Raw genomic sequence first — 25,460 nt, 5'->3', positions numbered from 1 at the left:
CCCCCCCTTGGATCGGGTGTAGAGAGCGGGAGCATCACAGACGGACCCGGAGGGTTGGGGCCACAGTTGCATAGTCGTGATGAAGCAGGCGCACTGATGCCCGCCCGGGGTGATCCTGTAACCACACAGGGGATGTGGCTCTGTGCCTTTGACCTGCATTTTCGGCATCGATGGCATTGTGTTGGCACACCGGAGGTGACCGCGACGACCAGCCCACGGAGCGGGCGAGAAGTTCCGGCGCTGGCTCGTCCGACGCCACCGGCTGGGCCTGTTGACCCGCCTATGTACCGCGTCCCTCGCGCAGCTCGCCGCGCGGTAAAGAACGACTGGGTGCAGTCTGAACGCATGAGCGGACGGTCGAGATACCGCACGGGCCTCTACCTGGCAGCCGCACTTGCAGCCGCAGGTTTGGGCCTTGCCGCCGCGAGCGGATGCTCCTCGTCGGGCAACGGCAACCAAACCACTTCGGGCAGTACCGGTGCCGGGCCAGCAGCCTCTACGACTCCCGCTGGAGCCTCAACGCCACTCACCGTCGGCCACTCCGCCGAGTTCTTCAGTCAGTTCACCGGGGAGCAAGGGACCACGCTCAGGGTGGCGGTCAACAGCATCAAGTACGCAACATCAGTCCCTGGCCCCGGGGGTAGCCCCTTCAGGCCCACGAGGGGTGTATACATCGTCATGTCGTTGACGGTGACCAACGCCGGGCAATTTGCGGGGTCCTTCAACGCGCCCAACTTCGTCTGGGTCTCCCCAGCGGGCCAGGTTGTTCCAGATGTTGGTACGACCCTGGGAGGCGCGGCGCCGGACCAGAGTCAGGAGGACACCACGCTGCAGCCCGGCCAGCACGCCACGGGCACGGAGTACTTCGACGTCCCCGCCAAGGGTGGCCAGCTCAACTATGAGATCGGCTCTGGCACGGCACCCTTGTTGGTGATCAGCCTTCCGGCCGATTGATCTGGTTCGACCATCTCGACGTCGGGTGCGCCCGCGGCGAGCGCGCGTCGGGCCTGTCGCCTCTGCCACGCCCTCCACCCAGCCCGCGGAAGGTCGAAGTAGATGAGGCGGCACGGCCAGTAGGCCCCGTAATAGAGCATCCACCAGACCAGTTTGATCAGCAGTTCAAGCCCGGCGCCCGAGGACCGCGAACGGTGCCTCCGTCGGCCTGACGTCAACGGCACCGACACTCGAAGCGGCCCTAGCCCGCCGGAAATTCGAATTCCCATTCGAAACCCCGCGATGTACGAGCGCTGCTTCCCCAAGGGCGCGTGCTCGCACGATATGGGACAGGGAACTGGGATGGATACCAAACGGCCAGATTCCGACCTAGGCGTCTTTCACGCGCCGTGCCAACTGCCCCTTACGCCAGCAGGTCACCCCTTAGGTACTCGGACGGCCTGTGCGTGCCGCTCGCATGGCTCAGCATCTGTGGCACCGGCCACGCCATGCGGTTTACCTGGATGCATGAGTGATGGTGTAGCCCTTGGTGCCGCTATCGCGGCTGGCACATCGGTTGCGGTGAGCGTCGTCGCCCTGACGCAGAGCACGAGGTGGCAGAAGCGTGACCTCTTCCTCGCACTGCACGAGAAGCTCACGCATCCGGAACTGCAGAGTGGTCGAACCCTGTTGCGTGAAGAGATCAACAAACCCGATGACGCGCAGAACATGCGCGAGTGGCGGACAGAGGAGTACCGGAAGGCAGTAAGCGCAATCGCCATGTTCGACATCCTCGGCTTGTACGTGAAAAGGCGCTACATCAAGAAGGTCTGGGTGTTCGAGGAGTGGGGTTGGCTCTACGCCGAGGTCTACTCCCACGGGCGGCATGTCATTGAGGAGCGGCGTGCCAACAGCGGGAACGGTCGACAGCCTTGGCCTCACTTCCAAGCGCTCGGTAAGAAAGCTTTGGCGAGGTATCCGGCACGCGAGGTAGGCCGGACCGCCGAGTAGACCCCGCGCTGTCAGCGGGTACCCCGCTGGTGTGTTTCGGCACCAGGCTTAGACGGCTCGGATCGGGGCAACAGGACGCCCGACAGCCAAACGCCCCGCCCGGCACGTGATCAGACGGGGCGCGGTGCAATGTGGGGATCTACCTGAGCCGTGAGGATGGCTCGACTTCCGAGGAAGAGGGTCGGTCCTTCCTGACGGCAACAGTGACGGCAACGGCCCCACACGCCGACGATCGGCCGCGTACGCTCCCGTTCCAGTAGGCCACCAGGCCTGCCACCGGGCCGCCGCCCGAAGCTACGGATCAGAAGGTTGCAGGTTCGAATCCTGCCGAGTGCACAGCAGTCAAAAGGCCCCCGGATCCATCCGGGGGCCTTTTGCATGCAGCGGCTCTAGACGGTCGAGGACTGGGCGATGGCCACGACGAGAATCAGGATCTGGCACAAGAGAAGTAGTACCGCCACACGGTAGGCCAGCGAGTGCCTGCCGAGCGCTGCGCTGTTCCGGCGTTGGGCGTCCACCATCGCGGCCGTCAGGTCCACCTTCGCGTCCTTCGTGTCCGAACCCTCGGACCACATCTCCATGATGATCCGAGCCGACGGGCCGTGCCGCCACTGCCGCGTGGGCAACAGGATGACGAACGAACAGGCCCCCAGGGACAGAAGCACTCCGAAGAGAGCCCATGGCGCCCAGACGGGCAGGAGCCTGCCGTGCGCCGGGTCCGTGCTGACCAGTCCCAGGCCCGCCGAGAAGGAGGTCACGAGCGCGGCAACGCTGAGGATTCCCGACGCCCGGGTCCTGAGACTCTCGAACGCACTTGTCTGACTGGCCAGTCTGGCTTCTGCCGCCTCGTACGCCAGATCAACGAGCTCATCCCCTCCGTCGCCCTGACGTCGCCATGTGGGAGGCGGCGAGCCTCCGACCTGTGTCGAGCCCGCCCCAGGAGGGGGAGGGGGCGCTTCCGGCCGAGGCCCGTACTCGGGAGCGGGGACAGCGGGAGGACATTGATGGCGCTCTGGAGGTTCCCCCGTGTGCTGCCAGTCCTCTTCTGCCATCGCGGGCTCCTTCGGGCGCTCACCTCGAAGCTAGAGCGGACCTCCAAGGGCAACCACCCGGATTGCTCCGGACGGAGCACGCCGCCGAGCTCAGCCGAGGCCAGACCCTGGGAGCCGGAGGGATTGCCGCAGCGTCCGGGACGTCACCCTCCACCGAACCGGCCCGGCCGCTTCGGTGTCGCGGTCGAGGACCTCCGCGAGGGGGCACGCGAGGGGCTGGCGGTCGGGGGGCTCACGCGGCGTTCTTGTGGCGGGTGTTGAGTGCGGTGGTGGCCTTGTGGTCGGCCTTGAGCAGGGCCGGGATGAGGACGTAGACGGCGGCCGGGACGACGACCGCCGTCATGGCCAGTGTGCGCAGTGCCAGGGGTAGATGGGCGGTGTAGGGGCCCAGGAGCAGGAAGGTGAGGGTGATGGCGGGGTAGACGGCCAGCCAGGTGAGCAGGGCGCGGCGGTGTATGGAGGGCATGGACGGCACGGCCGCCGGGGACTCCTCGGTCGTCGTCGTGGCTGTGGGCGCGGCGGAGACGGTGAGCGTGGTCATGGGGTGGGTCCTTCCCGCTCGTGTGCGTGCGGCCGGAGACCTCATCTCCAACCGAATGGTTGGAGTCTGGCACGGCTCCGCCGCAATGTCCAACCGCTTGGTTGGACATTGCGGTATCGTGGGGTCATGGCCTGGGACACCGCGCGCACCAAACAGCTCCTCCTCGACGCAGCCGTCGAGGAGTTCGCCGAACACGGCCCCCAGGGCGCCCGAGTCGCGCGCGTCGCGACGCGCGCGGGGGTGAACAAGGAGCGGATCTACCAGTACTTCGGCAACAAGGACGACCTCTTCGGCGCGGTCCTCGCCTCCGAACTGGCCAGGCTCGCCGCGGCCGTGTCGCTCTCGGCCGAGCAGGCCGAGGACCTCGGGGACTACGCCGGCCGCGTCTACGACTACCACCGTGCCCACCCGCACTTTGTTCGACTGCTGACCTGGGAGGCCCTGCAGTACGGCACGAGTGAGACGACCGGACCCCTGGCCGCGGAGGCCGAACGGACCGCCCACTACGCGGAGAAGGTCCAAGCGGTCGCCGCCGCCCAGGGCGTCGGCGCCCTGACCCGGGACACGGATCCGGCTCGCCTGATGCACGCGGTGATCGCCCTCGTCAACGCGTGGTTCATGCTGCCCCAGGTCGCCCGCCTGCTCATGGCCGCGACCCCGAACCCCCATCCCGCGTCGGACCGCGACGCCCTGGTCCTGCTCGTCCACCGGCTGACCACACACGGACCCGGCTCCACGGACACACCCTCACCCGGGCAGGGCCCACGCACACGCCAGGCCCCGTCGGCCGCGGCATCCGGCTGAAGGCGGGTATCGCGCTACGTTGTGGCGGCCCGGTGGCCAACCGGTCGACTCGCGCGGTGGTTCCCGAAAGCCGGGTAGCCCGGGAGTGGGGGCGCCGTCCAGGGGGTGGCGACGGCGTCGAGCAGGGAGCGCGTGGTGGCCGTGAGGGCGGGGAACTCGTCCAGGGTGGTGGCCGTTTCCCAGCGGTGCCGGAGGACTTGGCGTCTCGTGGGGGCCGGGCGGCGGGTGCGGTGGAGGGGGGCGTCTTCCGTGGTGGCGCGGGGGAGGAGCCGGACCGTCGCGTCCACCGTCCAGACCGCCGTGGCCTGCCGCATGCCGGCGTGCCAGACGGCGTCGTCGGCCAGGGCCGGGTACACGGGGACGACCTCCGCGCGATAGGCGTGCTCGATCTCCGCGGCCAGCTCGGCCGGCAGGGTGAAGACGCACCAGCAACTGGAGAACGGCATGCGGCAGTAGGCGGCGGTAAGGAACACGGACTGGTAGCAGGCCGCCTCGAAGTCGATCAGCCGCAAGCCGTCCGGGGTGAGGAGGTTGTTGTCGGGGCAGGTGTCGCCCGGGGTGAAGGCGGGGAAGGTGTCCCCGCCCGCTGTGCCGATGCGGGCCAGTTCGTCGGCGAGGCCGGGTGGGGCCGCGATTGCGGCGCCGTCGAGCAGCGTGAGCAGCGCTTCGGCGTTGCGGGCGATCCTGGGCTCGTCCTCCCAGGACGGCATGCCCTTGTCGTAGCGGGACCACAGGCGGGTGAGCTCGGCGCGGCGGTGTACCGACGCGGCGGCGAGCCGTCCGAGGCCGCGGGCCCAGGCCAGCAGGCCGGATACGGCGGCCTCGGGGTCGGTCCCCAGCAGGACGTCCGCCAGGGTGGGCGCGTTCCCGAGATCGGCCATGACCAGCAGGGGGGCTTCGGGGTCCACGCCGAGAACCTCGGGACCGGCCAGCCCGAGGGACAGCCCGGCGGCCTCGGCGGTGAAGGCGCGCAGGGACTCCGGCTCGTGACGGAACGCCTTGACGATCACGGTGCCGCCGCCGGGCGTCGTGCAACGCAATACGGTGCTGCGCGAGCTGCCGCCGAGGTCGACCGGTCCGGACAACTCGACGTCCAGCAGATTGCCTGCGGCACGCAAGATCGAGTCCACCCCGGCATTCTGTCAGCGGCACCGCTGAGCGGGGGAGGACGGCCGCGTCACGCGGCCCCCCGCCGGTATCCGGCGGCCCGGGCGGACATCCCGCACCGGGCAGCTGTCCGGCACCGGGCGGCCTCCCGCTCCCGCTCCCACCGGGGTGGCCTCACGCCCCCACCGGGTGACCTCACGCCCCACTGGGTGACCTCACGCTCCTGCCCGCACCGCGCGGGCCCCAGGCCCCGGCCCCCACCGGGCGGCCTCACGCCCCCGCCTCACCCCCCACCAGCCGCCCGATCTCGGCGGGCGTCCAGTGGCCCGCGGCGCCCGGGCGGGCCGCGAGGTAGGCGGTGATCGCGGCCGGGGGCCAGGCGCCCGTCTGGAGGAGGCCGGAGGCCAGGAGGCGCAGGTAGGGGGCGGACGGCCGGGTCCAGGGGACGTCGGCGGCGCGCCAGGGGGCGGTGAAGGTGAGGACGGGCACGGTGTCGAGGGAGCCCGGGCAGACCAGGGTCTCGTAGCGGCCGGGCCCGAGACGGGCCGTACCGGTGGCGAGGGCGGCGTCAAGGCCGAGGCCGAGGTCCAGCGCCCGGTCCTCGCCGGGGACCGCGTACATCTCCTGGGCCGCGATGTCGGCGAACTGCCCGGCGGTGACGAGGTGGGCGCGGGCCCAGGCGGTGCCGGGGGCGGTGGGGTCGTAGAAGGCGCGGCCGCCGGTCCAGACGGGGGACTCGGTGGCGAAGTAGACGGTGCCCGGGAGTTCGACGGGCGCCGAGCGTACGGGCATACGCGGGTCGCGGGCACCGGGGTACGTACGCGATCCGCCCGGCGGGCGGCCGCCCTCGAGGTAGCAGCGCAGCCGCTCGGTGTGCATGTTGGAGCCGTACGACGCGTACCAGACCAGCCCGGTGGGCGAGCTGCGGCCCTGACCGGCCTCGACCCGTCGAACGGTGCTCAACACCTCACCCCGCGCGTGTGCTGTGGCGGACGCCCCCTCGTACGCACACTAACCGCGGACGCACGAAGGCGCCGCGCGAGGCAGGGGGCGGGCGCGGTCGCTTACGACGTGCTCTCCCACGGGTCGGAGGAGAGGTCGAGGTGGAAGCTGTAATGGAGCCGGGCCTCCGCGGACTTGAGGGCCTTGACGCCGGCCTCGAACTCCGTCCAGCCCTTGGCCTCCCGCTTCCGGTGTGCGGCGTCGGGGGTCACGCCGGAGCCGAGCGGGGCGGACTCGTAGACGTCGCCCGCGCCGTCGTTGAGGTCCTTGAGGGCGGTCGACCACAGGGACTGGGTGGCGCGGTCCGGGACGGGTGCGTAGTGCTGGGCGGTGTGGACGGTGGAGAAGAACTGGGTGAAGTCGATGATGGCGGCGCCCCGTTGGTGCTCGGCCTGGAGGTCGGCGGCGTCGGCGCTCACCGCGCGGAGCTGCTGCTCGCCGCCGTTGCCGAACCATTCGCTGACCAGTTCGGCGGTCATCGACGGATCCGGGGTGGGGGTGCCGGTGGCGGAGGGTGTGGTCGGCGCCGGGGCCGGAGCCCCGGTCGGGGACGAACTGGTGCTCGACGGCGGGTCGCTGGGCTGTGTGCTCCCGGAGCCGCCGGAACACGCGGCGGTCAGCGCGGAAAGGGCCACGACGGCCACTGCCGCCCGGCGGAACCCGGCCAACGACATGAACTCCCCCACCTCGCGACGCTCACTGATCGCCGCATCATCGCAGATCGCGGGAGTGCGCCCATCGGGGGAACTACGCAGATCCGCGTAGCATCCGGCAGATGAGCGTTCCCAGCAGAGAACTCACCCCCGCCGACCTCGAACTGATCGAGTTCGCGCGGGAGATCGTCGACGCGAACACCGACGGCGAGGACGGTACGTACACGATGGGCGCGGCCGTGCGGGGGGTGGACGGGCGGATGTACGGGGGGATCAACGTCTACCACTTCACCGGCGGCCCCTGCGCCGAGTTGGTCGCGCTGGGGCACGCACGCGCCTCGGGGGCACGGGAGTTGGCGACGATCGTCGCCGTCGGGAACTGCGGGCGCGGGCCGGTGGCGCCGTGCGGCCGGGACCGGCAGGTGCTGTTCGACTACCACCCGGGGATCCGGGTCGTCCTGCCGACGCCCGAGGGCGTCAGAAGCGTGGGGATCAAGGACCTGATGCCGCTGGCCTACGGGTGGACCAAGGAGCACGGCGCGCTGCCGTACGACCCGCGGGCGTGACCCGGAGCCCCTGCGGAACCCCGCCCCCTCACCGCACCCAGAAACTCAGGCCGTCCGCCTCCGAAGCGCCGCAGACCTGCAGCATGCGGAGCTGGGCGGCCGTGCAGAGGACGGTCAGGGGCGGGTGGCGGGGCGAGGGCGCCGGGTGCCGCAGCAGCGTCGCCGCGCAGTGGGCGTCGAGGAAGGTGAGCCCGGTGAGGTCGAGGGTGCGCAGTGCGGTGAGCGGCGGGCTGGGCGTGAGCGCGGTGTGGAGGGCGCGGTCGAAGTCGGGGCGGGTGGCCAGGTCGGCGCTGCCCACCAGGGTGAGCAGGGGGCCGTCGCGGGTGATGTGCAGGGCGTCGACGGGGGTGAGGACGGACAGCGGGTGGGCGGCGGTGAGGTCCGCGAGCACGGCGGCGGGGAAGACGCGGCGGTCGTACTCGCAGAGCGCGGTGAAGCCGATCCGCCGGAACAGCCGTGTGAGGCCCGCCTCGTAGGCCGCCAACTCCTCGGGCGGCACGTCGGGCCGGGCGGCCCAGGCCATGTCGCCGGCCGCGCGCAGCCCCGTGTAGCCGCGGTCGTGCGCGTCGGCGCGGATCGCCGACCAGAGGGCGACGCGGGCGCCGGGCGCGAAGCCGCGGGCCGGATCGTAGCCGGGCGTCTCGTCGACGACCTCCAACTGACCGGTGGACGCCGCGCGTTCGGCGGGCACGCCGTACTCGGACAGCGCGGACACGGCGGCGGTGGGGGAGGTGCCCGGGTCGGTGAAGAGCATCACGCGTTCGCCGCGGGCCAGGCCCTGCGTGGTGAAGGCGGCGCGGACCGCCCACCGCTCGTCGTCGCTGTCGAAGGGCAGGCAGGCATGGTCGCCGCTGACCATGAGGTCGACGGCGACCACTCGCGTCCTGCCTCCTCCCATGGCCCGAACGTACGCCGCCCACCCCGCGGCACAGGGGCGGCGATCGGATCTCGCCCGTACGTGACACAAAGTGGTCATCCGTGTACCGGTCCTGACCGCCCCACCCGGCCCGCCCGCCGCCCGGCGGCAGCCGCTCCCCCGGTCGCCCGCCGCCCGGATTCTCAGACGATTCACAGAAACGGCCAAGACTTCTTTCATAGCGCGCGCACAGGGTGGACACCATGCCTCCGACCTCGATGACAGCGGCCGCCGCGGCCGCCAACGGCTCCACCCACGCCGCCCACGCGGGCGGCCCCGCGACCGCGCCCCTCGGTGACCTCGCGCGCCCGGACGGTTCGCCGGTCCGCGTGCTCGTCGTGGACGACGAGGCGCCGCTCGCCGACCTGCTGGGCATGGCACTGCGCTACGAGGGCTGGCAGGTGCGGACCGAGGCCGACGGCGCCGGCGCCCTGCGCGCGGCACGCGAGTCCCGGCCGGACGCCGTCGTGCTCGACGTGATGCTGCCGGACATGGACGGCCTGGAGGTGCTGGCGAAGCTGCGCCGCGACACCCCGGACGTGCCGGTGCTGTTCCTGACCGCGAAGGACGCGGTCGAGGACCGGATCGCCGGGCTGACCGCGGGCGGTGACGACTACGTCACCAAGCCGTTCAGCCTGGAGGAGGTGGTGGCCCGGCTGCGCGGGCTGCTGCGCCGCTCCGGAGCCGCCGCCGTACGCAACGAGTCACTGCTGGTCGTCGGCGACCTCGTACTGAACGAGGACAGCCACGAAGTGAGCCGCGGCGGCGACAACATCCACCTCACCGCGACCGAGTTCGAGCTGCTGCGGTACCTGATGCGCAACCCGCGCCGCGTGCTGAGCAAGGCGCAGATACTCGACCGCGTGTGGTCGTACGACTTCGGCGGCCAGGCCAACGTGGTCGAGCTGTACATCTCCTACCTGCGCCGCAAGCTCGACGCGGGCCGCAGCCCGATGATCCACACCCGGCGCGGCGCGGGCTACCTGATCAAGCCCGCGGAACCCGTCTGACCATGAAGAACCTGCTGCGCAGACCCTGGTCGCTGCGCCGACGACTGGTGGCGTCCTGCGTGGCGCTGGTCGCCGTGGTGTGCGCCGTGATCGGCGCGGTGACGATCTTCGCGCTGCACGACTACCTGTACGGGCAGCTCGACGGCAAGGTGCAGGACGTCGCGATGCGCGCGTCGGGAGGACCGCGCGACGGCGCGCCGCCCGGTGGGCGCTCGATCGACAAGGACCTGCTGGACAACCACCCCTTCGGCTTCCTGGGCGGCGGCGGCCAGCCCGGCGAGACGGTCGGTGCCACCGTCGCCGCGAACGGGACGGTCACTAAGGCCGACGTCAGCGCGACCAGCCCGACCAGCAACGTGCTCATTCCCGTCCCGCTCTCCGCGTCCCAGACCGCGGCCTTCGCGGCGGTGCCGCGGGACGGCAAGCCGCACACCCTGGACGTGCCGGGCCTGGGCACGTACCGGGTGGAGTCCGCGCGGCCCGCGGCCGACGGTTCGACGGTGCTGGTCGGACTGTCGACGTCGGGCGTGGAACAGACGCTGGACACCCTGATGTGGGTGGAGTTCTCGGTCGCCGGGGCCGGTCTGGTCGCGGCCGGGCTCGCGGGCGCCGCGCTGATGCGGATCGCCCTGCAGCCGCTGCGCCGGGTCGCCGCGACCGCCACCCGGGTCTCCGAACTCCCGCTGCACAGCGGGGAAGTGGCGCCGCTCGAACGCGTGCCCGCCTCCGACACCGATCCCCGTACCGAGGTCGGCCAGGTCGGCGCGGCGCTCAACAGGATGCTGGGGCACGTCGGTTCGGCGCTGAACGCCCGGCAGGAGAGCGAGACCCGGGTACGGCAGTTCGTCGCGGACGCCAGCCACGAGCTGCGCACACCGCTGGCGTCGATCCGCGGCTACGCCGAACTCACCCGCCGTGGCCATGAGTCGGTCGGCCCCGACACCCGGCACGCGCTGGGCCGGATCGAGTCCGAGGCCGCGCGGATGACCACGCTCGTGGAGGACCTGCTGCTGCTCGCCCGGCTGGACGCGGGCCGCCCGCTCAGCCTGGAGCAGACCGATCTCTCCCCGCTGGTCGTGGACGCGGTCAGCGACGCCCGCGCGGCCGGGCACGGCCACATCTGGCGGCTCGACCTGCCCGACGACCCGGCGACCGTGCAGGGCGACCCGCAGCGCCTGCACCAGGTGCTGACCAATCTGCTGGCCAACGCCCGCACCCACACCCCGCCCGGCACGACCGTCACCGCCCGGGTCGTACGCGAGCCCGGCGGCGTCCTGCTGCAGGTCGAGGACGACGGGCCCGGTATCCCGCCGCCGCTGCAACGCCAGGTCTTCGAGCGGTTCGCCCGCGGCGACGCCTCCAGGACCCGGGCCACGGCCAGCGGTCCGGGTGCCGCGAAGAGCGGCTCGGCCCCCGGAACAGGAGGCGGCAGTACGGGACTCGGGCTCGCCATCGTCCGCTCGGTGGTCGCCGCGCACGGCGGCACGGTCGGCGTCGAGAGCGTCCCCGGCCGTACGGTCTTCACCGTCCGCCTCACCGATCCGCACTCACAGCCGCGGCTCAGGTTCGCCACAACGTCGTGACAGGGCGGCCGCCGAGGGTCGGATCATGCGAACCCACCTCGGCGACCTGCCCGCCCGGCAGCACCTGCCGGCCGCGGCCGCAGCTCCTGACCACGTGGTCGAGCCCGGCACTCCGGTGCTCGATGTCGTGATCCCCGTGTACAACGAGGAGAACGACCTGGAGCCCTGCGTCCGCCGCCTGCACGCCCACCTGTCGGGCACGTTCCCCTACCCCTTCCGGATCACCGTCGCGGACAACGCGTCTACGGACCTCACGCCCGCGGTGGCCAAGATGCTGGCCTCCGAACTGCCCGAGGTCGAGTCCTTCCGCCTGGAGCAGAAGGGGCGCGGGCGGGCCCTGCGCACCGTCTGGACCGCGTCGGAGGCGCCCGTACTGGCGTACATGGACGTGGACTTGTCCACCGACCTCAACGCGCTGCTCCCGCTGGTCGCGCCGCTCATCTCCGGCCACTCCGACCTGGCGATCGGGTCCAGGCTGGCCCGCTCCTCGCGGGTGGTGCGCGGCGCGAAGCGGGAGTTCATCTCGCGGGCCTACAACCTGATCCTGCGCGGCTCGCTGGCCGCGCGCTTCTCGGACGCGCAGTGCGGCTTCAAGGCCATCAGGGGAGATGTCGCCCAGCGGCTGCTGCCGATGGTCGAGGACACCGGCTGGTTCTTCGACACCGAGATGCTGGTGCTCGCCGAGCGGGCCGGGCTGCGCATCCACGAGGTGCCGGTCGACTGGGTCGACGACCCCGACAGCAAGGTGGACCTGGTCCGCACCGCCACCGACGACCTGCGCGGAGTGTGGCGGATCGGACGCGCCCTGGCTACCGGGCAGTTGGCGCTCGACCGGCTGCGGCGGCCCTTCGGCGACGATCCGCGGGACCGCGAACTGACCGGCGTGCCGGTCGGGCTGGCCCGCCAGCTCGTCGGCTTCTGCGTCGTCGGCGCCCTGAGCACCCTGGTCTACCTGGCGCTCTTCTCCCTGCTGCGGCTCGGCACCGGCTCCCAACTCGCCAACGCACTGGCCCTGTTGCTCTCGGCGCTCGGCAACACCGCCGCCAACCGCCGCCTCACCTTCGGCGTACGGGGCCGCGAGCAGGCCGTACGCCACCAGGCGCAGGGGCTGGTGGTCTTCGCCATCGGCCTCGCCCTCACCAGCGGCTCCCTCGCCGCACTGCACGCGGCCACCGCCCACCCGTCGCACAGCAGCGAACTCGCCGTCCTGATCGCCGCGAACCTGGCGGCCACGGTCCTGCGCTTCCTGCTCTTCCGCGCCTGGCTCTTCCCCGACCGCCGGCCCGACCGGCCCGCCGCGCCGACCGCCACCCACGAACCCGACCTGAGGAGTGCGCGATGACCGCACCCAGCAACTCGCCGTCCGGCAGCGCCTACACGGCCCCGACGGCGCCGCCGCCCCTGACGGACGTCTTCGGCGCTCCCGTGCACACGGTGCACACCGTGCGACCCGCGGCGGCCGACGCGCCGGAGACGGAGACCCCGCGGCAGGCGGCTCCGCTGCCCCAACGCCTCTGGTACGGGCGGCCCGAGGACCCCCGGTGGGCGCGGCCCGCGTTCCTGGCGCTGCTGCTGGGCACGCTGGTGCTCTACCTGTGGAACCTGGACTCCGCCGGGTACGCCAACTCCTTCTACTCGGCCGCCGTGCAGGCGGGCAGCCAGAGCTGGAAGGCGTTCTTCTTCGGCTCCTCCGACGCGGCCAACGCGATCACCGTCGACAAGCCGCCCGCCGCGCTGTGGCCGATGGCGCTGTCGGTACGGCTGTTCGGCCTCGGCTCATGGCAGATCCTGGTGCCCGAGGCACTGATGGGCGTGGCCTCGGTCGGCGTGCTCTACGCGGCCGTACGGCGCCGGTTCAGCGCGGGAGCGGGGCTGCTGGCGGGTGCGGTGCTGGCGCTGACGCCGGTCGCCGCCCTGATGTTCCGGTTCAACAACCCCGACGCGCTGCTGGCGTTGCTCATGGTCACCGCCGTGTACTGCGTGCTGCGCGCCGTCGAGGACGCCCGCACCAAGTGGCTGCTGCTCGCGGGTGTGGCCTTCGGTCTCGCCTTCCTCACCAAGACGCTCCAGGCATGGCTGATCGTGCCGCCGCTCGCGGTGGTGTACGCGGTCTGCGCGCCGACCACGCTGCGCAGGCGGCTGCTCCAACTGCTCGCCGCGGGCGGTGCGATGGTGGTGTCCGGCGGCTGGTGGGTGACGATCGTCGAGCTGTGGCCGAAGTCGTCCCGCCCGTACATCGGCGGCTCGCAGGACAACAGCTTCCTGTCGCTGACCTTCGGCTACAACGGCTTCGGCCGCATCACCGGCAACGAGACCGGCAGCGTCGGCGGCGGCGGACGCCCCGGTGGCGGTGGCGGTGGCGGCGGGGGCATGTGGGGACAGACCGGCATCGGCCGTCTCTTCAGCTCCGACATGGGCGGCCAGATCGCCTGGCTGCTGCCCGCGGCCTTCGCACTGCTGGCGGCCGGGCTGTGGGTGACATGGCGTGCCCGGCGGACCGATGCGCGGCGGGCGGCGTTCCTGGCCTGGGGCGGCGCTCTGCTGATCACCTTCGCGACCTTCAGCTTCATGTCCGGGATCTTCCACCAGTACTACAACATCGCCCTCGCCCCCTACATCGCCGCGCTCACCGGCATGGGCGCCGCCCTGCTCTGGGAGCGCCGCACCCACCTCGCCGCGGCGGCCACCCTCGCCGTCACGGTCGCGGGCACCGGCGTCTGGTCGTACGTCCTCCTGAACCGTTCCGCCGACTGGCTGCCCTGGCTGCGGACCGCCGTCCTGATCGGCGGCTTCGTGGCGGCGGCCGGACTGCTGCTCGGGGCGTTGCCGGGTGTACGGGTCGCCTCGCGGCTCGGCGCGCGGGCCGGTGTCGTGGCCGCGGTCGTCGGCCTCGCCGCCGCACTCGGCGGACCCGTCGCCTACAGCCTCAACACCGTCGACACCGGGCACTCCGGCTCCATCGTGACGGCCGGCCCCACGGTCCAGGGGGGCGGTACTGGCGGCCGCCCGGGCGGCGGCCGCGGCGGCTTCCCGCAGGGCCAGGGCGGGGGCACCCCGCGGATGTTCGGCGGCGGGGCGCCCACGGGCGGTGCGCCCACCGGCGGTGCGCCCACCGGCGGTATTCCGGGCGGTCTCCCCGGCGGTGCTCCGACCGGTGCCGGTGGCCGTACCGGCGGTGGCGGTGGCGGCGGGATGGGCGGCCTCCTCAACGGCACCCAGGTCAGCGCCGCCATGAAGTCCCTTCTGCTCGCCGACGCCGACAAGTACACCTGGGTCGCGGCCGCCGTCGGCTCGCAGAACCAGGCGAGCTACCAACTCGCCACCGGCAAGCCGGTGATGTCCATCGGCGGCTTCAACGGCAGTGACCCGTCTCCGACCCTCGCCCAGTTCAAGCAGTACGTCGCCTCGGGGCGCATCCACTATTTCCTCGGCGGAGGCCAAGGCGGTGGCATGGGCGGAGGCGGCACCGCCGCCTCCATCACCACCTGGGTGCAGTCCACCTTCACCGCCCAGACGGTTGGCTCCGCCACGGTGTACGACCTCACGGCGCCCAAGTAGGTCGGCGCCCCGTTTTTTAGGGGCGCGGGGAAGCGCGCTGCGCTTGCGGAGGACGGTGCCCCGTTTTTAGGGGCGCGGGGAACTGCGCGACAAGCCCCCACCGGCCGGTGGTCCGAAGACAACCGATCTGCCCCTCTGGGGCCGGTGGTGACCTGCAGGCACGCGACGGCTGGTCGCGCAGTTCCCCGCGCCCCTTCGGGGCACGTCCGGTGCCTGGCCCTCCGCAAGCGCAGCGCGCTTCCCCGCGCCCCTTCGGGGCACAGGTCCTCCGTTAGGCGAGGTGGGCGGGGAAGCCGCCGGTGGCTACGGGGCCCCAGCGTTCCGGGGTGAGGCGGATGAGGGACTTGCCCTGGCGGAGCATGGCGGAGCGATACTCCGCCCAGTCGGGATGCTCACCGGAGATGTTGCGGAAGTACTCGACGAGCGGCTCGACGGAGTCGGGAGAATCAATCACCTCGACGGTGCCGTCGACCTGCACCCAGGGCCCGTCCCACTCGTCCGACAGGACGATGACGCTGGCACGGGGATCGCGCCGAGCATTCCGCGTCTTGGCCCGCTCGGGGTAGGTGGAGACGACGATGCGCCCGGAGTCGTCGACGCCGCAGGTGAGCGGGGAGCCCTGGGGGCGCCCGTCGGCGCGGGTGGTGAGGAGGATCGCCCGGTGCCTCGGACGTACGAAGTCCAGCAGGTCGGCGAGGGAGACGGACGTGTTCGTGGCGATGTTGGGAGCCATGGGGGAAGCCTAGGGCCTGCCGTGGCGACGCCCTCTGAACGTGGGTCCTGGCGGGGCGGCCTCGGCCGTCCCCTGCTTCGGCCGTCCGCCAGGACCCTTCCCCGGGCCGCCGTACTGGACCTCTCCGCTGTGGGAACAGTCCGGCCGGCCGGGAGTTCTAGTCGCGCTGCCGCACGGCGTCCGCCGCCCGCGCGGGGCTGCTCGCGGCCTGCTGGAGGCCGCTGTGGGTGCGCAGCGCCGTCTCCTTGATGAAGACCACAAGCAGGAAGGACAGCAGGGCGAAGGGCGCCGCGTAGAGGAAGACGTCGCCGATGCCGTGGCCGTAGGCGCCCTCGACGACACCCCGTACGGGCGCGGGCAGTCGGCCGAGGTCGGGGATGCCGCCTCCGCCGGGCGCCGCCGCGATGTGGTGGGCGGACAGGCCGTCGGCGACGAAGTGGGTGACGCGGTTGCCGAGGACCGCGCCGAGCGCGGTGACGCCGACGGCGCCGCCGAGGGAGCGGAAGAAGGTCACCAGCGAGCTGGCGGAGCCGAGGTCCTCCACGGCGACCTGGTTCTGCACGGCGAGCACCAGGTTCTGCATCATCATGCCGACGCCGAGCCCCAACAGGGCCATGTAGCAGGCCGCTTCCCAGTACGGCGTGCCGGTGCGCAGCAGGCCGAGGGTGGCCGAGCCCGCGGTGAGCAGCACGCCGCCGGAGACCAGGAACGCCTTCCAGCGGCCGGTACGGGTGATGATCTGGCCGGAGGCGGTCGAGGCGAGGAAGAGGCCGCCGATCAGCGGGATCGTCATGATCCCGGACATCGTCGGCGTCGCGCCCCGGGCGAGCTGGAAGTACTGGCTGAGGAAGACGGTGCCCGCGAACATCGACACGCCCACGAAGAGGCTGGCGAAGGACGTGAGGGCGATGGTCCTGTTGCGGAACAGCCGCAGCGGCACGATGGGTTCGGCGGCCCGGGACTCCACGAACAGGAAGATCAGGCCGAGTACGAGCGCGCCGGGCACCATGGCGTACGTCTGCCACGACAGCCACGGGTAGCTCTGGCCGCCGAGCGAGACCCAGACCATGACCAGCGAGACGGCCGCGGTGATGAAGAAGGCGCCCGCCCAGTCGATCCGCACGCGCCGCCTGACCACCGGCAGGTGCAGCGTCTTCTGCAGCACGATCAGCGCGACGACGGCGAACGGCACACCCACGTAGAAGCACCAGCGCCAGCCGAGCGCGGAGTCCACGATGACGCCGCCGACCAGCGGGCCGCCGACCGTGGCCACGGCGAAGGTCGCGCCGAGGTAGCCGCTGTAACGGCCGCGCTGCCGGGGCGCGATCATCGCGGCCATGATGACCTGGGTGAGCGCGGACAGGCCGCCCGCGCCGACGCCCTGGACCAGGCGGCAGGCGATCAGCATCCCGGGGCTGGTGGAGAAGCCGGCGACGATCGAGCCGACGACGTAGATCACCAGGGCGAGTTGGATCAGTAGCTTCTTGCTGAAGAGGTCGGAGAGCTTGCCCCAGATCGGGGTGGTCGCGGTGACCGCGAGCAGCGACGCGGTGACCACCCAGGTGTACGCGCTCTGCCCGCCGCCGATGTCGGCGAGGATGCGGGGCAGCGCGTTGGAGACGATCGTGGACGACAGGATCGCCACGAACAGTCCGAGCAGCAGCCCGGAGAGCGCCTCCATGATCTGCCGGTGCGACATGGGGGCGGCGTCGGATCCGTCGTGGTGGCCGTGGCCGCCGTGCCCTTCTCGCTTGCCGGTGTGGGTGGTTGTCGCCATCTGAAGTCCTTCTCAGCCCGCGTGGACGCGGGATATTCGGGGGGTACGCGGTGTGTGGTCGCCGAAGCTGCCGCGCAGCCGGGCGAGCAGGGCCGACAGTTGGGCGACGTCGTCGTCGGGCCAGTCGGCGAGGTGGTCGGCGAGCACTTCCGCCGCGCGCGTCGACGAGGCGCGCAGGACGTCGCCGCCGGCCGCGGTGAGCCGCAGCAGCCGGGAGCGCCCGTCGTACGGGTCGGGGGCCCGCTCGATCCAGCCGCGCTCGACGCCGTAGGCGACATGGCGGCTGGTGACGGAGAGGTCGACGGCCAGCAGTTCGGTGAGGTCGCTGCTGCGCAGCTCACCGTGCCGGTCGAGTGCGCTGAGCACGGCGACGGCGGTGAGCGGCGTCTGCGGCGGCATCCGGCGGGCGATCTCGCGGGTCACGGCGAAGGCGCCGCGGAGCTGGTGTGCGAGCTCCGCGCACTGCTCGCGGTCCGCCATGGCCGGTCACCCTCTCTCGTACGCACCTGAAGTAGGTGGGAAATGCACTGGTTGCCTGAAGCAACGGTAGAGGTAGTTGGTTGCATCAGGCAAATGATTTGCGGCGACCGACAGTAAAATCCGGGCAAAAAAACCGCCCGCCTCCGGACGGGGAGGCGGGCAGGGACGGGACCGCTAGGCGGAGGCCGCCGTCAGCGCCGCCAGCTCGTCGCCGGTCAGCTTCAGATCGGCGGCCGCGACCAGCGCGGGCACCTGCTCGACCCGGCTGGCGCTGGCGATCGGCGCCACCACCGTCGGCTGCGCGGCGAGCCACGCCAGCGCCACCGTGCCGACCTCCGCCCCGTGCGCGGCGGCCACCGCGTCCAGCGCCGCCAGCACCCGCGGGCCGCGGGCGTCCTCCAGGTACCCGTACGCCTTGGCCGCCCGGGCGCTCTCCACCCGCGCGCCGCCCGGCCGGTACTTGCCGCTGAGGAATCCGGCGGCCAGCGAGGAGTACGGCGCCGCCGACAGCCCGCGCGCGGCCACCAGCTCCGCCATCCCGCCCTCGTACGCCCCGCGTTCCACCAGGTTGTAGAGGGGCTGCACGATCTCGTAGCGGGCCAGGCCCTCGCGCTCGGCGAGGTCCAGGGAGGCGGCCAGCCGCTCGGGTGACAGGTTCGAGGCGCCGAGCGTGCGCACCTTGCCCTCCCTGACCAGCGCGTCCAGCGTGCCGACGATCTCCTCCACGGGGGTCGAGAGGTCGTCGAAGTGCGTGTAGTAGAGGTCGATGTGGTCGGTGCCCAGGCGGCGCAGCGACGCCTCGGCGCCCGCCCTGATCGTCTCGGCGCGCAGGCCCTTGAAGTCGGGGTGCCCGCCGACCTTCGTCGCCACCACGACGTCGTCACGATTGCCGCGCGCGGCCAGCCAGCGGCCGAGCACCGTCTCCGACTCGCCGCCGGAGTTGCCGGGCACCCACGCCGAGTAGACGTCCGCGGTGTCGACGAAGTCACCGCCCGCCGCCGTGTACGCGTCCAGGACGGCGAACGACCGCGCCTCGTCGGCGGTCCAGCCGAAGACGTTGCCGCCGAGCGCGAGAGGGAATACGTCAAGGTCCGATGTGCCGATACGTGCCATGTGCGGTGGTAACCGGTGGGGGGTGCGGCGTATTCCGTTCCCACGGGGACGCGCTAGGGTCAGGCGGCATGTCGAACCCTGAGAACAACTACGACCCGGCCGGCAGCACTCAGATGTTCCGCGCCTTCGTCGAGGAGCAGCCGCCCGCCGCCCAGGTGCAGCGGGCGCAGGGCCGCAGCAAGGCCGGTCTGGTGATCGGCGTGATCGTGGCGCTGGTCGTGATCGTCGGAGTGGTCGCGCTCGCCATGAAGTGACGGGCCCTGACAGACACAGTGCCAACGAGGTAGTGCCAACGGGGGCATCACTCTTGTACGGCGTGACCGGCTGACGGCCGGGCCTGCCGATCACCGGGCCGATCACTGGACCGGGCGCGGAGCCGGGTTCGGGAGCCGCGTTCGGGAGCCTCTGGAGCCGCGGTCGGGAGTCGGGTTCAGGAGAGCGTGACGTCCCTGGTCTCGATGTGCATGCCCAGCGGTACCCGCCAGGCGTCCACGCACAGGTCCCAGGACGCGGTGCGCGACGCCCCGCCCGCCAGCGGTACCGGGACCGGCTTCGCCGTGTCGATGGTGGCCCAGTCGATGCCGAGCCCGCCGATGATGTGGGTCCCGAAGGTGACGGTGCCCGCGGTGACCGGCCTGCCGCCGGTGTTGGTGAAGGTGACGGTGACCTTCTCGCACCAGCGGTCCGCGTCCGCCGTACGCAGCGGCACGCTCACCACCAGGTGCGCGGGAGCGGGCGGTGTCGTCGGCCCTGAACCGCCCGGCGGCGTCCCGGGGTTCCCCGGCGTCCCTGGTGTCCCTGGTGTCGATCCTGTCGGTCCTGTGGAGCCCGGGTGCCCGGGTGGCTTCGACGGCGCCGGGCCCGGCTTCGACACGGGCGGCGGCGCGGAGGTGGACGAGTGCCCGGACCCCGGTGGTACGGGGCTGTCCCCGGCCGTCGGCGGGCCGCCCGCGTGCGTGCCGGGGGGCGCGGAGGCGCTGGGCGCACCCCGCGGCGGGGAGCCGTCCAGCGGGACCATGACGACGCGGCCGTCCGGCGGTGTGTCGGCGGAGCCCGCGGTGCTGTCGGGTGACGGGCCGACGCCGCCGATGGCGACATGACCGGTGCCGCCGTCGCCCGCGCAGCCGCCGACCGCGAACGCGGTGAGCAGCAGCGCCGCGCAGGAGCCCGCGGCGCGCAGCCGGGCCCTCCGCGTGTGCCACGCGGCCGGTGCGGCTGGTGCGACGGGAGAGGACGCGGTGACGACCATCGGTCCAGTTTACTGACGGGGTGTCAGGTAGTCACCACCCCGTCAGTCACCTCACGCCTCGGCGGTCAGACCCTCGCGCAGCTGGGCCAGGGTGCGGGTCAGCAGCCGCGAGACATGCATCTGGGAGATGCCGACCTCCTCGCCGATCTGCGACTGCGTCATGTTCGCGAAGAACCGCAGCATGATGATCTGGCGCTCGCGCGGCGGCAGTTGGGCGAGCAGCGGCTTGAGCGACTCGCGGTACTCGACGCCCTCCAGCGCGGTGTCCTCGTAGCCGAGGCGGTCCGCGAGGGTGCCCTCGCCGCCGTCGTCCTCGGGCGGCGGGGAGTCCAGCGAGCTGGCCGTGTACGCGTTGCCGACGGCGAGACCGTCCACCACATCGTCCTCGGACACCCCGAGGCACAGCGCGAGTTCGGCCACCGTCGGCGACCGGTCGAGCTTCTGGGACAGCTCGTCGCTGGCCTTGGTGAGCGCCAGCCGCAGCTCCTGGAGCCGGCGCGGCACCCGTACCGACCACGAGGTGTCGCGGAAGAATCGCTTCACCTCGCCGACGATCGTGGGCATCGCGAACGTCGGGAACTCCACGCCGCGTTCGCAGTCGAACCGGTCGATCGCCTTGATCAGGCCGATCGTGCCGACCTGGACGATGTCCTCCATCGGCTCGTTGCGACTGCGGAAGCGGGCGGCGGCGTACCGCACCAGCGGCAGGTTCAGCTCGATGAGCGTGTCACGTACATAGGTGCGTTCCGGGCTGTCCGCGGGCAGTTCCGCGAGGCGCAGGAACAGCGATCGGGACAGCGTGCGGGTGTCGATGGCCTCGCCGTGAAGAGCATCGTGCGGTGCTGCCGGCACATTGGGCCTGAGCACGTTGGGACTGCCCACCTGTACGGACATGCCACCCCCTTGAGGTCGCGGACGGGTGTCGCGAGCGACGGTTGTTCCTCCACTGGAATACCGGAGGCCGACTCGCGACAAACGCGGTATCCGCAGAATGTCACATGTCGGCAACACGCTGTAGCGCCATGTCGACATATCTTTGCAGGTGACTTAATCCCGGAGAGCTACGCTTCGATCTGGTTTGCGGACCTGAGCCGCGCGAAGCTCCGTGACAGCAGCCGTGACACGTGCATCTGCGAAACCCCCAGCTCCGCACTGATCTGGGACTGCGTCAGGTTGCCGAAGTAGCGCAGCAGCAGGATCCGCCGCTCGCGCTCGGGAAGTTGCACCAGAAGATGGCGGACCAGGTCGCGGTGCTCGACGCCGGAGAGCGCCGGGTCCTCGTAGCCGAGCCGGTCGAGCAGCCCGGGTGCCCCGTCGCCCTCCTGCGCCGCCTCCAGCGAGGTGGCGTGGTAGGCGCGCCCCGCCTCCAGGCAGGCCAGCACCTCGTCCTCGGAGAGCTTCAGCCGGTCGGCGATCTCGGCGGTGGTCGGCGAGCGGCCGTGCAGCACCGTCAGGTCCTCGATGGCGCCGCTGACCTGGACCCACAGCTCGTGCAGCCGCCGGGGCACGTGGACGGTCCGTACGTTGTCCCTGAAGTAACGTTTGATCTCCCCGACCACGGTCGGCATCGCGAACGTCGGGAACTGCACCCCGCGCTCCGGGTCGAACCGGTCGATCGCGTTGATCAGGCCGATCGTGCCGACCTGGACGACGTCCTCCATCGGCTCGTTGCGGCTGCGGAATCGGGCCGCGGCGTACCGCACCAGCGGCAGGTTGACCTCGATCAGGGCGGTCCGCACCCGGGTGTGCTCGGGTGTGCCGGGTTCCAGCTTGGTGATCTGCTCGAACAGCACCTGCGTGAGGGCGCGCGCGTCCGCGGCGTTGGCGCTGGGCGCACGGGTCCTGCCGCGGGGATACACGGTTGGTGCCGTATGAGCCGACACTGGCACTTCACACCCCTCATCGGTCCACTCATCCGGCAAAAGCGGTCATAGCATCACAATTCATGTGCTCTCTGTGCAAGCACCGCATATTGCCGTGTTGTACTAACCCGTGGCCCTGGGGGCGTGCGCCGGGGGCGCGCACGCGGCGGATCGGGGCACGAAGAAGCCCCCCGCAACCTTGCGGGGGGCTCGTGCGGAAACGGTCGGAAGGCCGCCGAAACCGTCAGATCTCGTAGTCCGCGATCACCCAGGTGGCGAACTCGGTCCACGGCGTGACCGCCGCCTGGTGGGCCGGGTGTTCGAGATAGGCGACCAGCGCCGCGGTGTCCGCGACGGACGAGTTGATGGCGAAGTCGTACGCGACCGGCCGGTCGGTGATGTTCCAGCCGCACTCCCAGGACAGCACTCCTGGCACCAGCGCGCCCAGCTCCTCGAAGGCCCGCGCCCCAGCCACCACACGCGGTTCTTCCCGCTCCACACCCTCGTTGAGCTTGAACAGGACCAGGTGACGGATCATGCGACGGAACTCCTCGGCAGTGCTGTGCGGGTCAGTTGACCAGGTCGTGCATGAACTGGCCCAGGCTCTTGGCGGCGTTCGAAATCCCGACGAACCCCACCTGGACCAGATCGGCGGCTCTGGCCGGCTGGTTGATGATCGTGTAGAGCACGAAGATCACGAGCACGTACATGGTGATCTTCCTCGCCTGCGCCATGCTCCCTTGCCCTCCCAGCCGCAGCCCCACACCAACGGTCACAAGTGTGCAATCAACGAAGTCTATCCATCAGATGGCGCAATCACGCGTACGGTATGGCGTTTCATCCGCTTAACAGACGAAGGTCCGATCAGCCCTCCGTCCCCGCCCCCGGCCCACACAAAAGGCGCCCGCCCACTCGATCGAGTGGGCGGGCGCCTTGAGCCGTACAGAGCGGTAGCGGTGGGATTTGAACCCACGGAGGAGTTGCCCCCTCACACGCTTTCGAGGCGTGCTCCTTAGGCCGCTCGGACACGCTACCGAGAGAGATCCTAGCCCACGCCGGGGTGTGCTCCGAAATCGTTTGTGCGGAAGAAGCGGGTGAGGAGGGCGGCGGAGGGGGCGGGGAGCACTCCGGCGATCACTTCGGGGCGGTGGTTGAGGCGGCGGTCGCGGACCAGGTCCCACAGGGAGCCCGCGGCGCCGGCCTTGTCGTCGGCCGCGCCGTAGACGACGCGGTCGAGCCGGGACAGGACGATGGCGCCCGCGCACATGGTGCAGGGCTCCAGGGTGACGGCCAGGGTGCAGCCGGTGAGCCGCCATTCGCCGACCGCCTCGGCCGCGCGGCGGATGGCCAGGACCTCGGCGTGGGCCGTCGGGTCGCCGGTCGCCTCGCGCTCGTTGTGGGCGCGGGACAGCACGGTGCCGTCGGGGGAGAGCACGACCGCGCCCACCGGTACGTCACCGGTGAGCGGGGCGTGCTCCGCCTCGTCGAGGGCCAGCCGCATCGCGGCCGTCCAGGGGTCGCGCAACGGGTCACGCGGTCGATCCGGCGGCGGATCGGGCGGTGGTTGCGGCGGCCGATCGGACCGGGGGTCGTGCGGAGCTGTCAGCGGACCGCCTCCAGCACGTCCCCGCAGCCGAGGGCGTCCGCGATCTCGCCGAGTGCCTCGCCGGTCAGCGCGCCGTCCCCGCTGAGCGCCAGCAGTTCCTTGGTGCTCATGCCGAGGTCGGTGAGGATCTCGGTGTCACCGAGCGGACCGGTCGGCACATGGTCCTCCGAGGGGCCGGGCACGGCTTCCTCGTCCTCTTCGTAGTCGCTGTCGGATTCGCCGTCCTCGGTGCCGTCGAGGTCGACGAGTTCGTCCAGGTCCTCCGGGTCGCGGCCCAGCACTTCGTCGGTGAGCAGGATCTCCCCGTACGAACTGCGGGCGGCGGCAGCCGCGTCGGACACGTAGATCCTGGGGTCCTCTTCACCGTCGACGCGGACGACGCCGAACCAGGCGTCCTCCTGCTCGATGAAGACCAGAACCGTTTCCTCCTCGTCGCCCGCCGCGCGGGCCAGATCGCTCAGATCGGCGAGGGTTTCCACATCGTCGAGATCGGGTTCGCTCGCTTGCCAACCGTCCTCGGTGCGCGCGAGCAGTGCGGCGAAGTACACCGTGACTCTCCCACTGGGTCTCAGGCCGTCCGGACCGGGTAGGGGCCGCTTGCTGCTGCCGTTGGCCCCGCCCCACTCGGCATCGTGGCAGAAACCAGGGCTCTGCGAGAGGTCTTCGGCACTGCGACGTGCCAGGTCTTCGTCACTTTTGCGGAAAGCGGTGATCTTCGGGGGCTGTTATGCGGCTCTCACGGGTGCCCGGCGGCTCCCGGGGAGTCAGCTCTGCGTCGTGCTGTCGTCACGCTCCGGTCACCACCGGAAGGTCCGCATCCTCATCTGCTGGCGCATGCGGGCGGCCCGGGCGCGTCGCGGCTGTACGCGGTCGCGCAGTTCCCTGGCCTCGTCGAGTTCACGCAGGAAGAGGGCGCGCTTGCGGCGCCGCTCGGTGTCGCGGGAGTCGCGGGTGTCACGCGTGTGGCGTTCGTCTCCGTTACGGTCCGGCATCTGGGGCACCATCCCTGAAGCTCGGTTCACCCTGGTAGCTGACCGGGTGTACCTGCCCAGTTTCCCTCTTTCGCGCGGTTTACCCCACAGGAAGCACAGAAAGTGACGCCCACGGGCGACGGGGCGCACACCCGTACCCGGCGGTTAGAGTCGTGCTTATGCGTCTCCATGTTGTCGACCACCCGCTGGTCGCGCACAAGCTCACCACCCTGCGCGACGAGCGCACCGACTCGCCGACCTTCCGCCGGCTCGCCGACGAGCTGGTCACCCTGCTCGCGTACGAGGCCACCCGGGACGTGCGGACCGAGCAGGTCGACATCGTCACCCCGGTGGCCCCCACCACGGGCGTCCGCCTCTCCCACCCGCGCCCCCTGGTGGTGCCGATCCTGCGGGCCGGGCTCGGCATGCTCGACGGCATGGTGCGGCTGCTGCCCACCGCCGAGGTGGGCTTCCTCGGCATGGTCAGGGACGAGAAGACGCTGGAGGCGAAGACATATGCCACCCGGATGCCGGACGACCTTTCGGGTCGCCAGGTCTACGTGGTGGACCCGATGCTCGCCACGGGCGGCACCCTGGTGGCCGCGATCAACCTCCTGATCGACCGCGGCGCGGACGATGTGACCGCCCTGTGCCTGCTCGCCGCCCCCGAGGGCGTCGAGATCATGGAGCGCGAGCTCGCGGGCAAGCCCGTCACCGTCGTCACCGGCGCCATTGACGAGCGCCTCAACGAACACGGCTTCATCGTCCCCGGCCTCGGCGACGCGGGCGACCGCCTCTACGGCACCGTCAGCTAACGCCGCGCGCGGCGCTTGCGGAGGACCGTGCCCCGTAGGGGCGCGGGGAACTGCGCGACCAGCCGTCGCGTGGCTGCAGGTCACCACCGGCCCCAATGGGGCAGACGCGTGGTCTTCG

At 71.4% G+C, this 25,460-nt stretch carries 27 protein-coding genes, 1 tRNA gene and 1 pseudogene; 10 read left to right on the top strand and 19 right to left on the bottom strand.

Annotation, left to right across the window (positions count from 1 at the left end; all coding sequences use genetic code 11):
* Positions 1-96: 96 nt before the first annotated feature.
* Positions 97-954: a DUF4352 domain-containing protein gene (locus AB0M29_RS02415; protein ID WP_365377746.1), complete on the top strand. Its 858-nt coding sequence runs from the start codon at positions 97-99 to the stop codon at positions 952-954.
* Between the two features lie 507 nt (positions 955-1,461).
* Complete coding sequence (locus AB0M29_RS02410; RefSeq protein WP_365377743.1) at positions 1,462-1,944, top strand: hypothetical protein; 483 nt, start codon at positions 1,462-1,464, stop codon at positions 1,942-1,944.
* 389 nt (positions 1,945-2,333) lie between these two features.
* Here the strand turns inward: AB0M29_RS02410 and AB0M29_RS02405 are convergent, their stop codons facing one another.
* Positions 2,334-2,702, bottom strand: coding sequence for a hypothetical protein (locus tag AB0M29_RS02405; protein ID WP_365377740.1), 369 nt, complete (start codon positions 2,700-2,702; stop codon positions 2,334-2,336).
* A 526-nt stretch (positions 2,703-3,228) separates the two neighbouring features.
* The gene (locus tag AB0M29_RS02400; protein WP_365377738.1) at positions 3,229-3,537 is read right to left on the bottom strand and encodes a hypothetical protein; all 309 of its coding nucleotides are present in this window, start codon (positions 3,535-3,537) and stop codon (positions 3,229-3,231) included.
* Positions 3,538-3,663: 126 nt separating this feature from the next.
* Between AB0M29_RS02400 and AB0M29_RS02395 the strand changes: the two genes are divergently transcribed.
* A complete protein-coding gene (locus AB0M29_RS02395; protein WP_365377735.1) occupies positions 3,664-4,341 on the top strand; it encodes a TetR family transcriptional regulator in 678 nt (225 codons plus the stop codon).
* A gap of 14 nt (positions 4,342-4,355) precedes the next feature.
* Here the strand turns inward: AB0M29_RS02395 and AB0M29_RS02390 are convergent, their stop codons facing one another.
* From AB0M29_RS02390 to AB0M29_RS02380, 3 genes are all read right to left on the bottom strand, one after another.
* Entirely contained in the window at positions 4,356-5,471 is a 1,116-nt protein-coding gene (locus tag AB0M29_RS02390) for a hypothetical protein (protein WP_365377733.1), read from the bottom strand.
* Between the two features lie 247 nt (positions 5,472-5,718).
* The gene (locus AB0M29_RS02385; protein ID WP_365378552.1) at positions 5,719-6,327 is read right to left on the bottom strand and encodes a histone deacetylase; all 609 of its coding nucleotides are present in this window, start codon (positions 6,325-6,327) and stop codon (positions 5,719-5,721) included.
* Between the two features lie 185 nt (positions 6,328-6,512).
* Positions 6,513-7,124 (bottom strand): hypothetical protein, encoded by a 612-nt coding sequence (locus AB0M29_RS02380; RefSeq protein ID WP_365377730.1) that lies wholly within the window; start codon positions 7,122-7,124, stop codon positions 6,513-6,515.
* 101 nt (positions 7,125-7,225) lie between these two features.
* Between AB0M29_RS02380 and AB0M29_RS02375 the strand changes: the two genes are divergently transcribed.
* Positions 7,226-7,669: a cytidine deaminase gene (locus AB0M29_RS02375; RefSeq protein WP_365377728.1), complete on the top strand. Its 444-nt coding sequence runs from the start codon at positions 7,226-7,228 to the stop codon at positions 7,667-7,669.
* A 28-nt stretch (positions 7,670-7,697) separates the two neighbouring features.
* Here the strand turns inward: AB0M29_RS02375 and AB0M29_RS02370 are convergent, their stop codons facing one another.
* Positions 7,698-8,567 carry an MEDS domain-containing protein gene (locus AB0M29_RS02370; protein ID WP_365377725.1) on the bottom strand — a complete coding sequence of 290 codons (870 nt, stop codon included), beginning with the start codon at positions 8,565-8,567 and terminating at the stop codon, positions 7,698-7,700.
* A gap of 221 nt (positions 8,568-8,788) precedes the next feature.
* Between AB0M29_RS02370 and AB0M29_RS02365 the strand changes: the two genes are divergently transcribed.
* The 4 genes from AB0M29_RS02365 to AB0M29_RS02350 are packed head-to-tail and all read left to right on the top strand — an operon-like array spanning position 8,789 to position 14,736.
* On the top strand, positions 8,789-9,595 hold the full coding sequence (locus AB0M29_RS02365) for a response regulator transcription factor (protein WP_365377723.1): 807 nt from the start codon (positions 8,789-8,791) through the stop codon (positions 9,593-9,595).
* Positions 9,596-9,597: 2 nt separating this feature from the next.
* Positions 9,598-11,178, top strand: coding sequence for a HAMP domain-containing sensor histidine kinase (locus AB0M29_RS02360; protein WP_365377720.1), 1,581 nt, complete (start codon positions 9,598-9,600; stop codon positions 11,176-11,178).
* Between the two features lie 25 nt (positions 11,179-11,203).
* Positions 11,204-12,520 (top strand): bifunctional glycosyltransferase family 2/GtrA family protein, encoded by a 1,317-nt coding sequence (locus AB0M29_RS02355; protein WP_365377717.1) that lies wholly within the window; start codon positions 11,204-11,206, stop codon positions 12,518-12,520.
* Complete coding sequence (locus AB0M29_RS02350; RefSeq protein ID WP_365377714.1) at positions 12,517-14,736, top strand: glycosyltransferase family 39 protein; 2,220 nt, start codon at positions 12,517-12,519, stop codon at positions 14,734-14,736. Before AB0M29_RS02355 ends, AB0M29_RS02350 begins: the two co-directional genes overlap by 4 nt.
* 271 nt (positions 14,737-15,007) lie before the next feature.
* Here AB0M29_RS02350 and AB0M29_RS02345 read toward each other — a convergent pair whose 3' ends face one another.
* The 4 genes and pseudogenes from AB0M29_RS02345 to AB0M29_RS02330 all read right to left on the bottom strand — a co-directional run bounded on the left by AB0M29_RS02345 (position 15,008) and on the right by AB0M29_RS02330 (position 18,839).
* Positions 15,008-15,469: a PPOX class F420-dependent oxidoreductase gene (locus AB0M29_RS02345; RefSeq protein ID WP_365377711.1), complete on the bottom strand. Its 462-nt coding sequence runs from the start codon at positions 15,467-15,469 to the stop codon at positions 15,008-15,010.
* 217 nt (positions 15,470-15,686) lie between these two features.
* Positions 15,687-17,246, bottom strand: a pseudogene (locus tag AB0M29_RS02340) (MDR family MFS transporter); the annotation flags it as partial.
* Positions 17,247-17,258: 12 nt separating this feature from the next.
* Positions 17,259-17,726, bottom strand: a complete 468-nt coding sequence (locus tag AB0M29_RS02335; protein ID WP_365377708.1) for a MarR family winged helix-turn-helix transcriptional regulator — start codon at positions 17,724-17,726, stop codon at positions 17,259-17,261.
* Positions 17,727-17,900: 174 nt separating this feature from the next.
* Entirely contained in the window at positions 17,901-18,839 is a 939-nt protein-coding gene (locus AB0M29_RS02330) for an aldo/keto reductase (protein WP_365377705.1), read from the bottom strand.
* 68 nt (positions 18,840-18,907) lie between these two features.
* Between AB0M29_RS02330 and AB0M29_RS02325 the strand changes: the two genes are divergently transcribed.
* Positions 18,908-19,093 carry a hypothetical protein gene (locus tag AB0M29_RS02325; RefSeq protein WP_365377702.1) on the top strand — a complete coding sequence of 62 codons (186 nt, stop codon included), beginning with the start codon at positions 18,908-18,910 and terminating at the stop codon, positions 19,091-19,093.
* A 176-nt stretch (positions 19,094-19,269) separates the two neighbouring features.
* Here AB0M29_RS02325 and AB0M29_RS02320 read toward each other — a convergent pair whose 3' ends face one another.
* The 9 genes from AB0M29_RS02320 to AB0M29_RS02280 form a co-directional block, all read right to left on the bottom strand.
* Entirely contained in the window at positions 19,270-20,088 is an 819-nt protein-coding gene (locus AB0M29_RS02320; RefSeq protein WP_365377700.1) for a hypothetical protein, read from the bottom strand.
* A gap of 51 nt (positions 20,089-20,139) precedes the next feature.
* Positions 20,140-20,982 (bottom strand): RNA polymerase sigma factor SigF, encoded by an 843-nt coding sequence (locus AB0M29_RS02315; RefSeq protein WP_365377697.1) that lies wholly within the window; start codon positions 20,980-20,982, stop codon positions 20,140-20,142.
* Between the two features lie 167 nt (positions 20,983-21,149).
* The gene (locus tag AB0M29_RS02310; protein WP_365377694.1) at positions 21,150-21,947 is read right to left on the bottom strand and encodes an RNA polymerase sigma factor SigF; all 798 of its coding nucleotides are present in this window, start codon (positions 21,945-21,947) and stop codon (positions 21,150-21,152) included.
* A gap of 247 nt (positions 21,948-22,194) precedes the next feature.
* Positions 22,195-22,488, bottom strand: coding sequence for a Dabb family protein (locus AB0M29_RS02305; RefSeq protein ID WP_365377691.1), 294 nt, complete (start codon positions 22,486-22,488; stop codon positions 22,195-22,197).
* A 31-nt stretch (positions 22,489-22,519) separates the two neighbouring features.
* Positions 22,520-22,684 carry a hypothetical protein gene (locus tag AB0M29_RS02300; protein ID WP_365377688.1) on the bottom strand — a complete coding sequence of 55 codons (165 nt, stop codon included), beginning with the start codon at positions 22,682-22,684 and terminating at the stop codon, positions 22,520-22,522.
* 214 nt (positions 22,685-22,898) lie between these two features.
* Positions 22,899-22,985 (bottom strand) — tRNA-Ser (locus AB0M29_RS02295).
* A gap of 10 nt (positions 22,986-22,995) precedes the next feature.
* Positions 22,996-23,475, bottom strand: a complete 480-nt coding sequence (locus AB0M29_RS02290; protein ID WP_365377685.1) for a nucleoside deaminase — start codon at positions 23,473-23,475, stop codon at positions 22,996-22,998.
* Positions 23,476-23,552: 77 nt separating this feature from the next.
* The gene (locus tag AB0M29_RS02285) at positions 23,553-24,104 is read right to left on the bottom strand and encodes a hypothetical protein (protein ID WP_365377682.1); all 552 of its coding nucleotides are present in this window, start codon (positions 24,102-24,104) and stop codon (positions 23,553-23,555) included.
* A 249-nt stretch (positions 24,105-24,353) separates the two neighbouring features.
* The gene (locus AB0M29_RS02280) at positions 24,354-24,548 is read right to left on the bottom strand and encodes a hypothetical protein (protein ID WP_365377680.1); all 195 of its coding nucleotides are present in this window, start codon (positions 24,546-24,548) and stop codon (positions 24,354-24,356) included.
* Positions 24,549-24,706: 158 nt separating this feature from the next.
* Here AB0M29_RS02280 and upp point away from each other — a divergent pair, with 158 nt between their 5' ends.
* On the top strand, positions 24,707-25,342 hold the full coding sequence (gene upp, locus AB0M29_RS02275; RefSeq protein WP_365377677.1) for a uracil phosphoribosyltransferase: 636 nt from the start codon (positions 24,707-24,709) through the stop codon (positions 25,340-25,342).
* Positions 25,343-25,460: the final 118 nt, after the last annotated feature.

Origin of the sequence: Streptomyces sp. NPDC051976, from assembly GCF_040680795.1 — a bacterium.
GTDB lineage: Bacteria > Actinomycetota > Actinomycetes > Streptomycetales > Streptomycetaceae > Actinacidiphila.
The sequence above is the reverse complement of the archived record's forward strand: the minus strand, read 5'-3'. Positions and strand labels throughout refer to the sequence as shown.